Origin of the sequence: Prevotella nigrescens (assembly GCF_031191185.1) — a bacterium.
GTDB lineage: Bacteria > Bacteroidota > Bacteroidia > Bacteroidales > Bacteroidaceae > Prevotella > Prevotella nigrescens.
On record NZ_CP133465.1, the window covers coordinates 1,528,959 to 1,544,250 of the forward strand.

General features: G+C 39.6%; 13 protein-coding genes. 9 read left to right on the top strand and 4 right to left on the bottom strand.

What is annotated here, in order from left to right; translation table 11 throughout:
• Nucleotides 1-49 precede the first annotated feature (49 nt).
• Nucleotides 50-1,027, top strand: coding sequence for an ROK family protein (locus RDV52_RS08755; protein WP_004366016.1), 978 nt, complete (start codon nt 50-52; stop codon nt 1,025-1,027).
• Nucleotides 1,028-1,130: 103 nt separating this feature from the next.
• On the opposite strand, the gene RDV52_RS08760 is transcribed toward RDV52_RS08755, so the two are convergent.
• On the bottom strand, nt 1,131-1,799 hold the full coding sequence (locus RDV52_RS08760) for a Crp/Fnr family transcriptional regulator (RefSeq protein WP_004366015.1): 669 nt from the start codon (nt 1,797-1,799) through the stop codon (nt 1,131-1,133).
• A gap of 93 nt (nt 1,800-1,892) precedes the next feature.
• Complete coding sequence (gene hcp, locus RDV52_RS08765) at nt 1,893-3,536, bottom strand: hydroxylamine reductase (protein ID WP_004366014.1); 1,644 nt, start codon at nt 3,534-3,536, stop codon at nt 1,893-1,895.
• Between the two features lie 305 nt (nt 3,537-3,841).
• On the opposite strand from hcp, the gene RDV52_RS08770 reads away from it, so the two are divergent.
• The 8 genes from RDV52_RS08770 to RDV52_RS08805 all read left to right on the top strand — a co-directional run bounded on the left by RDV52_RS08770 (nt 3,842) and on the right by RDV52_RS08805 (nt 13,051).
• Nucleotides 3,842-5,020, top strand: a complete 1,179-nt coding sequence (locus tag RDV52_RS08770; RefSeq protein WP_115098550.1) for an IS4 family transposase — start codon at nt 3,842-3,844, stop codon at nt 5,018-5,020.
• A 563-nt stretch (nt 5,021-5,583) separates the two neighbouring features.
• The gene (gcvT, locus tag RDV52_RS08775; protein WP_004363515.1) at nt 5,584-6,669 is read left to right on the top strand and encodes a glycine cleavage system aminomethyltransferase GcvT; all 1,086 of its coding nucleotides are present in this window, start codon (nt 5,584-5,586) and stop codon (nt 6,667-6,669) included.
• Between the two features lie 87 nt (nt 6,670-6,756).
• Nucleotides 6,757-7,137: a glycine cleavage system protein GcvH gene (gene gcvH / locus RDV52_RS08780; RefSeq protein ID WP_004366013.1), complete on the top strand. Its 381-nt coding sequence runs from the start codon at nt 6,757-6,759 to the stop codon at nt 7,135-7,137.
• Between the two features lie 115 nt (nt 7,138-7,252).
• Nucleotides 7,253-8,563, top strand: a complete 1,311-nt coding sequence (gcvPA, locus tag RDV52_RS08785; RefSeq protein ID WP_040557002.1) for an aminomethyl-transferring glycine dehydrogenase subunit GcvPA — start codon at nt 7,253-7,255, stop codon at nt 8,561-8,563.
• 49 nt (nt 8,564-8,612) lie between these two features.
• Nucleotides 8,613-10,091 (top strand): aminomethyl-transferring glycine dehydrogenase subunit GcvPB, encoded by a 1,479-nt coding sequence (gene gcvPB, locus RDV52_RS08790; RefSeq protein WP_004366011.1) that lies wholly within the window; start codon nt 8,613-8,615, stop codon nt 10,089-10,091.
• Nucleotides 10,092-10,111: 20 nt separating this feature from the next.
• On the top strand, nt 10,112-11,470 hold the full coding sequence (gene lpdA / locus RDV52_RS08795; protein ID WP_004366010.1) for a dihydrolipoyl dehydrogenase: 1,359 nt from the start codon (nt 10,112-10,114) through the stop codon (nt 11,468-11,470).
• A gap of 364 nt (nt 11,471-11,834) precedes the next feature.
• The gene (locus RDV52_RS08800) at nt 11,835-12,440 is read left to right on the top strand and encodes a riboflavin synthase (RefSeq protein ID WP_004366008.1); all 606 of its coding nucleotides are present in this window, start codon (nt 11,835-11,837) and stop codon (nt 12,438-12,440) included.
• 149 nt (nt 12,441-12,589) lie between these two features.
• The gene (locus RDV52_RS08805; protein WP_223381145.1) at nt 12,590-13,051 is read left to right on the top strand and encodes an energy transducer TonB; all 462 of its coding nucleotides are present in this window, start codon (nt 12,590-12,592) and stop codon (nt 13,049-13,051) included.
• Nucleotides 13,052-13,383: 332 nt separating this feature from the next.
• On the opposite strand, the gene RDV52_RS08810 is transcribed toward RDV52_RS08805, so the two are convergent.
• Both RDV52_RS08810 and RDV52_RS08815 read right to left on the bottom strand, forming a co-directional pair.
• A complete protein-coding gene (locus RDV52_RS08810) occupies nt 13,384-14,001 on the bottom strand; it encodes a TetR/AcrR family transcriptional regulator (RefSeq protein ID WP_004366005.1) in 618 nt (205 codons plus the stop codon).
• A 43-nt stretch (nt 14,002-14,044) separates the two neighbouring features.
• Entirely contained in the window at nt 14,045-15,286 is a 1,242-nt protein-coding gene (locus RDV52_RS08815; RefSeq protein WP_004366004.1) for a hypothetical protein, read from the bottom strand.
• Nucleotides 15,287-15,292 lie beyond the last annotated feature (6 nt).

The following is a 15,292-nucleotide window of genomic DNA, read 5'->3' on the forward strand; positions in this document are numbered from 1 at the left end:
TTTTTAATAACTTTGTCCCACGAATTAAACTAAATATAATATATAAAAAATGGATGTACAAGAGCCGAAATCATTCGTTATAGGGTTGGATTTGGGAGGCACAAATTCTGTTTTTGGAATAGTAGACCAACGTGGTCAAGTGCTCTCTACTACATCTATAAAAACTCAGAGTTATAAAACTGTTGAAGATTTTGTAGATGCAGGAATTGAAGTTTTAAAACCTATTATTACTAAAGTTGGTGGTATTAGTCAAATACAAGCGATGGGCATTGGAGCTCCCAATGGTAATTTTTATCGTGGTACTATAGAACATGCTGCTAATTTAGTTTGGGGACATGAAGGTGTAGTTCCATTAGCAGATATGTTCTCTGAACGTTTGGACATTCCTGTTGGATTGACAAATGATGCCAATGCTGCAGCAATAGGTGAAATGCAATACGGAGTAGCAAGAGGTATGAAGAACTTTATAATGATTACTCTTGGAACAGGCGTAGGTTCTGGTATTGTTGTTAATGGGCAAATGGTTTATGGTTCTGATGGTTTTGCAGGAGAATTAGGACATACCACAATGGTACGCGATGATAGTGCCCGTCTTTGTGGTTGTGGCAGGAAAGGTTGTTTGGAGGCTTATTGCTCTGCTACAGGAGTTGCACGAACTGCTCGTGAATTACTTCAGAAATCAAATGAGCCATCATTGCTTCGTGAGATAGATCATAAAGAAATAACATCGCTCGATGTTTCGATTGCTGCTGGAAAAGGCGATAAAATGGCATTAGATATCTTTGCTTTTACAGGAGATATGCTTGGAGCTGCATGTGCAGATTTTGCCGCTTTTACTTCTCCGGAAGCTTTTGTTTTCTTTGGAGGTCTAACCAAAGCTGGCGATTTGCTAATGAATCCTATTAAAGAAGCATATCAGAAATATGTATTGCCAATTTATAAAGATAATGTAAAGTTCCTTGTAAGTTCGCTTGACGATGCTGCAGCAGCGGTTTTAGGAGCGTCAGCCATTGGTTGGGAAATGTAATTGCAGATCTTTAAGTACGGTACAACTGTCCGTAACTCAAAGAAGATTATAAGAAAAGTATAAACTTTTGATTTAATAGACCTTGACAATATTTAATCAAGGTCTATTTCATTTTGTCTGAGTTGAGAATTGTTATTTGTTTGCCATCGATTTTAATAGCGCCATTATCTTCAAACTCAGAAAGACATCGCAACAATGAGAACTTTTGTATTCCAAATGTATCAGCAATCTCTTGTCGACTATTGATTAGTTTTATAGTACGACTTTGTTGTTCTCTTGCTGCTTTCATTAAAAAATAAGCTACTTTTTCTCGAACAGTAAAAAGAGAAACCATGCGAAGTTTCTGGGTAAGAAAGACGTCGATTGAAGAAAGAAGTTGAATGAAATTCATACGCATACGCTCGTTTGAATCAATCAAATATTTAAGTTCCGATGGCTTCATACGCATAATTGTTGTATGTTGTGTTGTCTCCACACTAACAGGCATAGCATTATTTTTAGCAAAAATAAAGGCAGGAGCTATCAAAATACAAGCCTTTAAACGATCTATCTGGACTTGTTTTCCAGATAAACCTGTCATTCGTGATATTAATTCGCCTTTAAGAATAAAATCAGCATACTTACATGGCATACCAGCAAGCGTATATATTTCTTTCGCAGGGTACTCCACTATCTTATAATTTATTGTTTGTAGTACATCTTTTATCTCTTTAGCGGTTAATCCATTGAAAAAAGGACTATTGGCGAGTGTCTCGTACATTGATACTTCCATTATTATTTATTTTATGAGATAACGTATTGTATGACTCTTTATTGTCATAATAATAAAAATCCCTCGATAAGATATCGAGGGACTTAATCAATTTTAGAAAATGTATTTTTGTATATCTTCTTCTACTGTTCCATTGCCAGCAAGTCCAAAGTTTTCTACTAAAACCTTTAGAACATTTTCTGATACGAAGGCAGGAAGTGTAGGACCAATATGTATATTCTTTACTCCAAGGGAGAGAAGTGCAAGAAGTACGATAACAGCTTTCTGTTCATACCATGCAATGTTGAAGAAAATTGGTAAATCGTTGATATCATTAGCTCCAAAAATTTCTTTCAGTTTGAGTGCAACCACTGCCCAAGAGTAAGAATCGTTACATTGTCCTGCATCTAAAACGCGTGGAATTCCATTGATATCTCCAAGATTTAATTTGTTGTATTTGTATTTAGCACAGCCACTGGTAAGAATTACTACATCTTTTGGTAATGCTTTAGCAAACTCTTCATAATAATTACGGCTCTTCATACGACCATCGCAACCACTCATAACAACAAATTTCCGAATGGCGCCACTTTTAACAGCCTCTACTATTTTATCTGCAAGAGCAAATACTTGTGCATGTGCAAATCCACCTACAATCTCACCTTTCTCAATTTCTTGTGGAGCTTCACAAGTTTTTGCCAGTGCAATGACTTCCGAGAAGTCTTTCTTTCCATCTTTACCAGCAACAATGTGTTTCCAGCCGGGATAACCTGTAGCATTGGTTGTAAATACCCTATCGGCATAACTTGCATTCTTTGCAGGTGGGACTATACAGTTCGTTGTGAAAATAACAGGTCCATTGAAAGTTGTAAATTCTTCCTTTTGTTTCCACCACGCATTACCATAGTTTCCTACAAGATGTTTGTATTTTTTAAGGCGAGGATAATAGTGGGCTGGCAACATTTCGCTGTGAGTATAAACGTCAACTCCTGTTCCCTCGGCCTGAATTAATAGTTCCTCTATGTCTTTAAGGTCGTGTCCTGAGATAAGAATACCAGGATTTTTACCCACACCGATATTAACCTTTGTAAGTTCAGGGTTGCCGTATGCACCTGTATTTGCCTTGTCGAGCAATGCCATCGCATCTACACCGTATTTACCTGTTTCGAGAACAAGGCTAAGAAGCGTATCCATATCCGCATTAGGATTACTAATCTCAGAAAGAGCTTTGCACATAAATGCTATAATCTCATCGTTCGTTTCGTCCAAGCGAGAAGCATGATCATAATATGCAGACATACCTTTAAGACCAAGTATTGTTAATTCTTTTAATGAACGGAGATCTGGATTTTCGTTTCGAAGAACTCCTTCACGTATTCCTTCTTCTGAATAATCAGACTTTTCACCTCCCCAATGAACTTCTTGATAATCAGGAAGTGATATATTTTTGATAGATGCTTCCTTTATTAATTTTTTCTTAAGAATCAAACCGGCATCTACTTTGTTTAGAATACTTTGGTCGTCAAAGTTCGCATTTGTTATTGTTGCAAACAATGAATCAACAACGTAATCTGCAACTTCCTTTGATGGTTTTCCACCCAAAGCATGTTGAATTGTGCCTACACCACGTACAACGCTAATTAATAAATCTTGCCATTTTGAAGTTTCTGCTTCTTTACCGCATACACCTTTAATGGTACAACCTGTTCCTTTTGCTGTTTCCTGACATTGAAAACAGAACATTTTATTTTCACTCATAATGTTTTTAAAAATTTTTGATGCAAAGGTACCTTCTTTAAATTTTTAATGTAGGTAACATTTGTGCCTAATGAATGTTAAAATGATGTTAAATTATATATGCCTACAATGTTATTATTTTCAGTTAGTTATACTGTCGAAGAAAATTATAATTAATTTTTTCAGATTTTTAATTACAAAATACTGGTGGTGCAATAAAATTGAAGCCACTTCTATATTGATTTGATATTTAATCAGTTATAACGTTCTTAGTTTTTTTGATTTGAAATGGTAAGAGTAATTTTGCAGCCTAAATCTGCAAGATTATGAATATTGGAAAGTACATATTCTCTCAAGTCATAGACTTTGTTCCTCGTTACCAGTTTGATAAACTTGTCACGAAATATAAAGGTGATAGACATTCAAGAGAATTAAACAGCTATAATCATCTGTTACATTTATTGTTCGGTCAGATTACTGGCTGTGATTCCTTAAGAGACATATGTATGTGCCTGACAGCACATCATAATATATTGTATCATTTAGGAATTCGCAAAACAGTCACTCATTCTTCGTTATCTCGAGCCAATGAGAACCGCAACTATCACATATACGAGGAACTGGGCAAATATCTCATTGAACAAGTACGTCCATTGTATTCAGAGACAAAATTGTCAGAGGTATCTGTTGACAATGTACTTTATGCTTTAGACTCCACAACAATATCAACAAGCATAGTGCTTGCAACCTGGGCTTTGGGTAAATACAGTAAGGGAGCAGTTAAAATGCACACATTACTTGATTTACATGGAAGCATTCCTGCCAGCATTCATATTACAGACGGCAAATGGCATGACAGTAACGAACTGGATAGGATTGAGCCAGAGCCACTTGCATTTTATATGATGGATAAGGCATATGTGGACTTTGATGCATTATACAGATTTCATAAGGCTGGTGCATTTTGGATTTGCCGTCCAAAAGACAACATGCGATATGAGATTGTAGACCACAAAGAAGACTTTGATGTAAGCACTGGAGTAAGAGGCGATTTTACAATACGCCTAACTACATGCAAATCCAGAAAGCTATATCCTGAACATATCCGAAAAGTGTGTTACTATGATGCAGTCAACGGTAAAGAAGTCGAATTCATAACCAATAACTTTGAGATTGAAGCATTAGAAATTGCAAATCTCTATAGACACAGATGGGATATTGAGGTCTTCTTCAAATGGATCAAACAAAATATTGTTGTCAAGACTTTATGGGGATTTTCAAAGAATGCGGTAAGCACCCATCTGTGGGTTGCAATTATCACATATCTTCTAATTGCCAAGATGAAGCATGAGTACAAAAGCCCATATTCAATAACAGAGGTGGCTACTTTAATAAGAATTTCAGTACTTGAAAAAGTAAACTTGAAAGAGCTTATAACGGAGCAAGACCCTCTTCCATCTCATAATCAATATGTCAAAGAACGATCTCTTTTTGATGATATTTAATTACCGTGCAATTTTATTGCACCAGTACTAATTACAAAATAAAAATTTATAATTAAAACTTCCTGCGAATTTAATTATAACTTAGAAAATAGTTTATATCGCATAATATGGTTAGTGCTGGTAATATCGTTTTTGTAATTTTTAGAAGATTCTGAATGGGATAATTTATTGAGATTTTTTATTCGCCATAATGTGCAATGAACATTTCATTCAAAAAATCTATTACCGCAAAAGTCTCAATGTTTAGAAAGTAAGGAAGAAATATGTTTTTTGCTCAAATTGTATGCTAAATTAAAAAATACATTGTACAGAGAAAGTAATTATTATTTTTTTTATTAAGCCAAGAAAGTTTGTGGAGGCGATAATAATAAAATCGTATGAATTAATTTTGAATAGAGATAGAAGAAATATGCGATTATTTCTCCCAAAATTTTGTGTATCCAAAAAACTTCCTTATATTTGCATCGCAAGAAAATAAAGGGTTTCTTAACCTAAATCAAACAATCGCTGGACAATGATAGACTATCAGAGGACGGCACAAAAAATAAATTTCTAAAGCAATTATGGAGAATAAAAGAACATGCCTTTATGACAAGCATGTAGCATTAGGAGCTTTGATTTCACCATTTGGTGGTTTCGATATGCCTATTCAGTATTCAAGTATTATCGATGAGCACAATGCAGTAAGAAAGCATTGTGGTGTTTTTGATGTGTCTCATATGGGCGAACTTGTTGTTTCGGGCAACGAAGCAGAGAAATTTGTCAATTATATCTTCACTAACGACGTTACGGGCTTGGCCGTTGGCAAAGTGCTTTATGGTATGTTCTGTATGGAAGATGGTGGGGTTGTAGACGATACTTGTATTTGCAAAGTAGGCGAAAATGAGTTTATCTTAACTGTAAATGCTGCTAACATAGAAAAAGACTACGAATGGCTAAAGAAACATACAAAAGGTTTCGACGTAAAACTTGTTAACGATAGCGAGAAATATGGACAGCTTGCTATTCAAGGACCAGAAGCAGAGAAGATTATACAAGAAAAACTGGGTATTCCTTGCTCTGATTTGAAGTTTTACGAAGTTAAGAAGTTGAAGCACGAGGGCGAAGATATTATTATCTCCCGCACGGGTTATACAGGTGAAGATGGTTTTGAACTTTATGGAGCTCCTGCATATATAGTAAAGATGTGGGATAAATTAATGGAAGCAGGCGTAACTCCTTGTGGCCTTGGATGTCGCGATACATTACGTTTCGAAGCCGGTATGCCACTTTACGGACATGAACTGTCTGAAACAATAACACCTGTTATGGCAGGTCTTTCTATGTTTGTAAAATTCGATAAAGAAAAATTCCTTGGTAAAGAAGCATTATTAAAACAGAAAACAGAAGGCGTAACAAAACGTCTCCGTGGTTTGTGGTTAGACGATAATGCAATACCACGTAATGGCTATAAAGTATTTAAAGATGGCAAGGAAGTGGGTGAGATAACAACAGGTTATAAACTTATTTCTGTTGAAAGAAGTTGTGCAGTGGCATTGGTCGATGCTGATATAAAGATGGAAGACCGTGTAGAAGTTCAAATACGCAAGAAATTCTTCCCGGCAACAGTAGGTAAGAAAAAGTTCTACGACCCACATTATGTAAAGTAAACAGTTAAAATGAGAGTGTTTCAGCATTGCTGCATTCCCACCTTATGTATATAGAAACTTAAAATTAATAAAACAGTAAAAGATAAAATGGCAAAAGTTATTGAAGGACTCTACTACGCAGAGTCACATGAGTATGTAAAAGTTGAAGGCGACATTGCTTATATTGGTATTACAGACTATGCACAGCATGCACTTGGCAACGTGGTTTACGTTGATATGCCTGAAGCCGAAGATGAATTTGAAGCCGAAGAAGGTTTTGGAGCAGTAGAGAGTGTGAAAGCTGCGTCTGACCTTAATGCACCAGTATCTTTTAAAGTGTTAGAAGTAAACGAAGCACTTGAAGATCAACCAGAACTTATTAATCAGGATCCTTATAAAAACTGGATTCTTAAAGTGGAACTTACAGACAAATCTGAACTTGATAATCTTATGGATGCAAAGAGCTACGAAGAGTTCTGCGCAAAATAGTTTATAAGAAAACAAAAGTTATTAACATATAGCTGTTTTCCTTCTCAAAGTAAGTCCTTGTGGAAGAAAACAGCTATTTATAGTGATGAAAGCTAATCGTTTAAATGCTATAGACATGAATTTCAAATTCTTTCCACATACTGAAAAAGACACACAGGCAATGCTCGACAAGGTGGGCGTGAAAAATATTCAGGATCTTTTTGCAGGTATTCCCGAAGTACTGCGATTTAAAGAAGATTACGATATTCCCGAGGCAAAGAGCGAAATCGAAATAAGAAACTTCTTCAAAAAGTTAGCAGATAAGAACCAACAGCTGACTTGTTTTGCTGGTGCAGGCGTGTACGACCACTATGCACCAAGTGCAATTCCACAAATTGTAGGTCGTTCAGAATATCTTACTTCATATACTCCATATCAAGCAGAGATATCACAGGGAACATTGCACTATATCTTTGAATTCCAAAGCATGATAGCAGAACTTACTAATATGGACGTTGCCAATGCCTCAATGTATGATGGTTCTACTGCTACTGCTGAAGCAATGATGGTGGCTGCTGCTCAATCAAGCAAGCGCAATACTGTCTTATATTCTGAAACAATCAATCCACAGATTGTCGGAGTGCTTAGAACATACGCACATTTCAATGGCGTAAACCTTGTTTCGGTTGCCAGCGAGAATGGTGTAACATCTAAGAAAGACTTGGAAACGAAAATCGCAGAGGGTGGTGTAGCAGGCGTCATTGTTCAGCAACCAAACTATTATGGTATTGCTGAAGACTTCACAGGCTTTGCCGACATCTGCCACGACAATAAGGCATTGTTCATTGTAAACAGTGTTGCAGCTGACCTTTCTATTCTTAAGACTCCAGGCGAGTGGGGGGCAGACTTTGCAGTAGGCGATGTTCAGAGCCTTGGTTTGCCTATGGCGTTCGGTGGTCCATACGCTGGTTATATGAGCTGTACGCAGAAAATGATGCGTAAGATGCCTGGTCGTATCGTCGGACAGACAAAAGATTCACGCGGACAGCGTGTATTTGTACTTACTTTGCAAGCTCGCGAGCAGCACATTCGTCGTCAAAAGGCAACATCGAATATCTGTTCTAACCAAAGTTTAATGACACTTTATGTTACCATCTATATGTCTATGATGGGCAAGCAGGGTGTCAAGGAAGCTGCACAGATAAGCCTTGATGCGGCCCATTATCTATGTGATAAGATGGTGGCTACTGGTAAAGCACAGTTGGTTTATAATCAGCCATTCTTCAATGAGTTTTTGGTGAAAATTGAAAATCGTGATGCTTTCTACGATAAAGCAATTGAAAAAGGAATCCTGCCAGGTGTAAAGGTTGGCGACGACCAGCTCCTTGTTGCTGTAACAGAAAAGCGTACGAAAGAAGAGATGGAAGCACTTGTTGCACTTCTCTAACCTAATGAACTTTAAGCAAAGTTTTACAAACACTTAAATTATTGAAGAAATGAACAATAGATTATATGGCAATTTAATATTTGAGCTTTCTCAACCGGGTTGCAAAGCTTATAGCCTACCTAAAAACGAATTTGGAAGCTACGACCTTCCAAGCAATTTGAAGCGTGAAAAAGACGCAGAACTTCCTGAGTGCGATGAGCTAACAGTCGTACGCCACTATACAAACCATAGCGGAAACAATTTTGGCGTAGACAATGGATTCTATCCTTTAGGGTCTTGTACGATGAAGTACAACCCTACTATCAATGAAGAAATAGCTGCCATGCCAGGTTTTACTGCTATTCACCCACTGCAGCCCATCAGTACTGTACAGGGTGCATTGGAGGTTAATTACGGCTTGGCAAAAGTTCTTTCAAGCATTTCTGGTCTTGTTGACTTCACAGTAAATCCATTTGCAGGTGCACAAGGAGAGCTTACAGGGCTTATGATTATCCGTTCTTACCACGAAAAACGTGGCGATACAAAGCGTAAGAAGATTATCATTCCTGACTCTGCACACGGTACAAACCCAGCTTCGGCAGCAGTTTGTGGGCTTGATATAGTAGAAGTTAAGAGCACAGCTGATGGTCTTGTCGATGTTGAACACCTGAAACCATTGCTTGGCGACGATATAGCAGGTATGATGATGACCAATCCTAACACACTCGGCTTGTTTGAAAAGAACATTCCCGAGATTGCCAAAATGGTCCACGAGTGTGGCGGTTTGATGTATTACGATGGAGCAAACCTTAACCCACTGTTGGGTGTTGCGCGTCCTGGCGATATGGGATTTGATGTAATGCACATCAATATCCACAAGACCTTCTCTACTCCTCACGGCGGTGGCGGTCCTGGTGGTGGTCCTGTTGGTGTAAGAGCAGACCTTGTAGAGTTCTTGCCAAAGCCACACGTTGTGAAAACAGATGCAGGTTTCGACCTTGATTTGCCAGAAACAACTGCTGAATACAACCTTAACAATATGCATGTTGGTCAGTTTATGGGCAACTTCCTTGTGTCTTTGCGCGCTTATACTTACATCTTGACACTGGGCAAGGAGAACTTGAAGATGGTGGGTCCTTACGCTACACTCAATGCAAACTATATTAAGGAATGCTTGAAGGACGACTACGAACTGCCAATCGAAGGCATTTGCATGCATGAATTTGTATTCGACGGACTCAAAGATAAGAGCACTGGGGTTACTACGATGGACGTTGCAAAACGTTTGCTCGACTATGGCTACCATGCTCCAACTATCTATTTCCCATTGCTCTTCCACGAAGCAATGATGATTGAGCCTACAGAAAACGAAAGCAAGAAAACGCTTGATGGTTTCATAGATATTATGCATACTATCGCACGTGAAGCGCGCGAAACTCCACAGGAAGTTTTGGAAGCACCACACAATACACCTATCGGTCGTGTTGATGACGTGTTGGCTGCGAAAGAGCCAATCCTTAACTACCGTCAGGCAATGATGAAACAATAATCTTATAGAGATTTTATATTATGGAAAAGACTGATTTAATTATAATCGGTGCTGGACCTGGAGGTTATCATACCGCCGTGCATGCGGCAAAAGATGGCCTCAAGGTTACTATCATCGAGAAACGAAATCCAGGAGGTACGTGTCTGAACGAGGGCTGTATACCAACGAAGAGCTTTGCTCACGATGCTGACCTGTATCGTAACCCTTTGTTGTCTTGCGTGGGTGGCGGCAGTGTTAATTTCGCTCGCATACAAGAGCGTAAGAACAATGTTATCGCTCAACTTAGTGAAGGCGTAAAGAGTTTGATGTCGATGCCAGGCATTACCTATATTGAAGGTGAAGCAAAGTTTGTGGATAAGAAAGTAATCGAAGTGAACGGCACACAGATGACAGCCGATAATATTATTATCGCCACAGGTTCGCATGCTCGTTTGCTTCCATTTATCCCTGCTTTCGACACCCCTGAAGGTGAGCCGTTGAAAGACAAGGTTATGACTTCTACCGAGTTACTTGATATAGACCACGTGCCACAGACAATGGCAATCATTGGTGCGGGTGTTATCGGACTTGAATTGGCTTCTGCTTTTGAAACCTTCGGCAGTTCGGTTACAGTTATCGAGTTCTTAAAAGAATGTTTGCCTACTATCGATTCTGATATTGCAAAGCGTTTGCGCAAGACATTAGAAAAACGAGGCATCAATTTCAATATGAATAGCGGTGTGAAGAGCATCGTTGCTACCGACGACAAGAAGCAAGCGATTGTTACTTTTGAACAAAAGGGACAAGAAAAGCAAGTGGTTGCCGATGTTGTGCTTGTTGCAACAGGACGTGCTGCCAACGTTGAAGGGCTCGGACTTGAAGCAGCGGGTATCAACTGCATTAAGCAAGGTATTGAAACCAACGAACATTACGAAACCAATGTCCCTGGTGTTTATGCCGTTGGCGATGTTAATGGTAAGCAGATGCTTGCCCATGCTGCAAGTTTCCAAGGCACACACGTTATTAATCGCATACTTGGGAAAGAGGATAAGATACGCTTCGACATTATGCCGGCAGCAGTATTTACCTATCCTGAAGCAGGTTCGGTAGGACTGTCGGAAGATGTTTGCAAGAAAGAAGGCATTCACTACACCGTTAAGAAAGGTTTCTACCGCTCTAATGGTAAGGCATTGGCAATGGAAGAAACCGAAGGTATGGTGAAGGTAATGGCAGACGAGAATGGAAAAATACTTGGTTGCCACGTCTTTGGTGCCCACTCTGCCGACATCGCACAAGAGGTAGCCGTTCTTATGAACAACGATGCAACACTCGCCGACCTTGCCGATATGATTCATATACACCCAACCATTGGCGAGGTGCTTTATGAAACAATAATTTAGTGCAAATATTTGGTACATTGAAAAAAAGTACTACCTTTGTACTTAGAAAGGAAAAGCTATAGTCGTATCGATTCGATTGGGATAGTCATCAAATAAATCTGAAAACCGAGAAGACTTCTCTTGACAATGGCGGGCCACATAAAACGCATTTCAGCGACTAAACCTTAGGGTCAGTGGATTACAAAAGCAGAGAGTTCTCTTATCATAGATACTCGGACTTTTCATCACATCATCGATGCGACTTTCTCATAATCCTCTCAAGACGAGGACTACAAAAAGGTGGAGTTCCAAAGGAGTTCCACCTTCTTTTTGTAGGTAAAGGCATTCCTGCAAAGTTTAATAAAGTTTTTAATAAAAAGGAATTATGTTCTCTGGAATTGTAGAAGAAATGGCACAAGTAGTTGCCATTGAACGTTATCAAGAAAATATAGACTTCGTTTTAAAGTGTTCGTTTACAAGCGAATTGAAAATAGACCAAAGCATTGCACACAATGGTGTGTGCCTCACGGTGGTTCGTCTGCAAGGCGAAACCTATACTGTAACCGCTATGAAAGAAACTTTGGACAGGTCGAACCTTGCTTTGCTGAAAGTAGGCGACCGTGTAAACGTAGAGCGTTCCATGCTGATGAATGGTCGTTTAGACGGTCATATCGTTCAAGGACACGTAGATGAGACTGCTCGTTGCGTTGCTATGGAAAATGCAAATGGCAGTACCTATTTCACCTTTGAGTACAAGGACGATGTGGAAATGGCACAGCGAGGCTACTTTACGGTAGATAAAGGCTCGGTTACAGTCAATGGCGTATCGCTGACAGTGTGCGAACCTACTGCCAATACCTTCAAAGTGGCAATTATTCCCTACACGCTTGAAAATACAAACTTTGCCGATATACAAGTTGGCTCGGTTGTAAACCTCGAGTTCGACATACTTGGCAAGTATATAGCAAGGCTCAATAGCTTGTCAAAGTAGACATTTCGTAAAAGTAAAAACCTATGTCCTGAAATCCGAAATATAGTTTTTTATATACAAGTTATGTATTCTTATAAGGTTGTTGTACCTTTGTTTTATGTATAACTAATTTGATTAGATTAATGAAAAGTAATTTTTATTTAAAGAGAATGAGACAGCTCGCATTTATTGTGTTGTTTAGCAGTCTCCCATTAGTATCCGTGGCACAGACGTCTTCACCCAAGAAAGGAAAATGCAAGGGGTGTGTAACGCAGTCATGCACATCTTCCTGCAAAAAAACTTGCGAGAAAAAGGAACAATGCGATACTTCTCTCCCCTCACCTTCAACCTTTACGAACAATGTTATAGCATGGATTGATCGGCGAGTGAAATACCCTGTGGAGGCAGCAATGAATGGCCTTCAGGGTAAAGTGATGGTCCGTTTCGATGTAGAAACCGACGGAACTGTGAGCAACGTATTGGTCACTCATAGCGTAGACCCTCTGTTGGACCGTGAGGCTATTCGTGTTATTAGTGAGATGCCCAAGTGGAAACCGGCTGTTGTAGATGGGAAAGCTGTGAAGAAAGAAATGATTTTGCCTGTTGAATTCAGACTGATTGACAGGAGATAGACAGTGCTGTAGGAACTGCTATCGGGTAAGTCGGCAGATAAAAGGATGTGCAAATATTTTTTCACACGGTATATCTTGCCTAACATCCTTGTTATTAACGTATTATAACACCTATTGTTTTGCATTCCAAAAGCGGCTGTTTTGCAAGGTAAAAGCGTATGTATTACCGTGCAAAACAGCCGCTTTCGCAATGCCAAATCGAAATTATCATTTTTAGATAGAAATGTCTTTACAAGTTAAAGGAGTTTTCTCTTCTTTATTTCTCTTGCGTGTTGTTCTATCAGCAGAGTTTTAAGACTTGCCCAAAAGGTTTCCGTAGTATTCATTTATTTTTATTCAATACCCATCAGTTCGCGCCAGCCGCCAAAGGTGAAATGTATATAGTCGGTAATGATTTGGTTTATTTCAGTCTCGGTTAGGTCGTTGTGGGTAACAATACATCTAATTACACCTGCCCACAAATCGCAGAGAATGCGAGTGAAGTGTGGCGATATATCCGAATTGATATGTGGAAACAGGCTTTTTATACGGGCAAGATAAGTCATTCCGTCGGTATATGTTACCTCCAACAGTTGGTCGAAATAGTCTTCGAGCGATGTACCGGCAGTTTCAAATATAAGCAAGCGCAGTTCTTTCCGAAAGGGAACAATCAACGAAGATACCTGTTGGCGCATTATCTCATGGTAGAGTTCATGGTGGAATATGTCGAGCGTTACGTATTCTTCGCCGCCGGTTTTGCTGCGATAATCCTTGAAAGCCTTGAAGAGTGGGGCAAGCACGGCCTTCAGCAGGTCGTCCTTGCCCTTATAGTAATTATACACATTGCCTACTGCTACTCCGGCTTTGTCGGCTATGTTCTTTATGGACGTATGTCTCACACCGTTTTTCATGAACTCGCTGCGTGCAACGATGAGTATCCGGTTGCGTATCTCGTCTTTCTGTATTTGCATAGATTTGTAGCCTTTAGTGAGCAATATACATGGATTGGTTGCATTATTCTGCAAAGCTGTGGAAGAAACTTGGATTTCCCTTTACCTGCATAATTGGTCCTGCTACCTTCTTTGTCGTAGGGTCGTAGGTATAGAAACCATTAGCTTTCTTATTGGAACTGCCGAATACAATCAGGTTCTTGTGCTTGGAAATAGCGATACCTTGTGGGTTGGAAATATCCATTCCCTTGATCGTTTCCATCGTCTTTTGCTTCAAATCGACTACAACGGGCATGTTGGTAAAGCTTATGTAAGGATTTTCAATACCCTTTGAATCAAGGGCAAACGAATTGATATAGGTATAAACTTTCCCGTTACCTGCGTAGTAAAATGTAGAGAAGAAGTCGGCAAACTTCGTTGGCAGTCCTTTTACTTCTGTTTTATCGAGGCGTATGCAGTAGTCGGGGTCTATCTCGGTAGTGCCGTTCTTGATACGTGCAATACCCCCGTGGAACTGTGGAATGAAGCCGAACGAACCGATACAGTTGATGTAGATGTCGTTGTTTTCGTCTATAAAGATTGAGCCCGGGTCGATGGGGCGTGTGGCAAAGCTCATTCCCAGCGAGGTGTTTACAATGTGTTTCTCCACCTTATCGGTCTTTGTGTCTATTACTGCAAGTTCTATATTGTTGCGCGCCGGCATGTATTGAGCGTTCATTTGGTTGAGCCCGACGAAGAGTTTACCGTCTCTTATGACCATTGATGCAGGCGAGACGTTTGTATCTGCCTGCTTAAGACCATTCAAATCAATCTCCGCAATGCGTGTCATCGTGGTAGGGTTGAACACTATTATGGTGCCTAAGCCTTGCAAACTGATGTATGCTTTTTCGCTGTTAAGCTCGACAACACAACAAGCGGCAGCTTTTGGAGGAATTTGCATTGTTCCTTTTTTCTGCCATTTGCCATCGGCGTATAATCTGTAACAAGCAATCTCAGCTTTTGTATTGCCCATGTAGTCTGGCAGGACATAGATGTTTCCCGATTTTGCAACTATTGGAACAGTACCAAAACCAACAGGTATAGCATTGCTGTTGTCGTAGTTGCCCGGCACCATATCGGGGAGACTCTGCATGTAAACACTGCCGCTATTTCCCTCGGGGTTGGTGATGCCTGTGGCAAAGATAATTCCCTTGAAGGCCTTTTCAGTTGGTTTGTTGGGCGTGGGTGTGGGTTCGTCGTTGTGGCTGCATGAGCTTACGAATGCCATCATTGCGATGGCGGGAAGGATAAATCTTAAATTTCTCATTGTTTT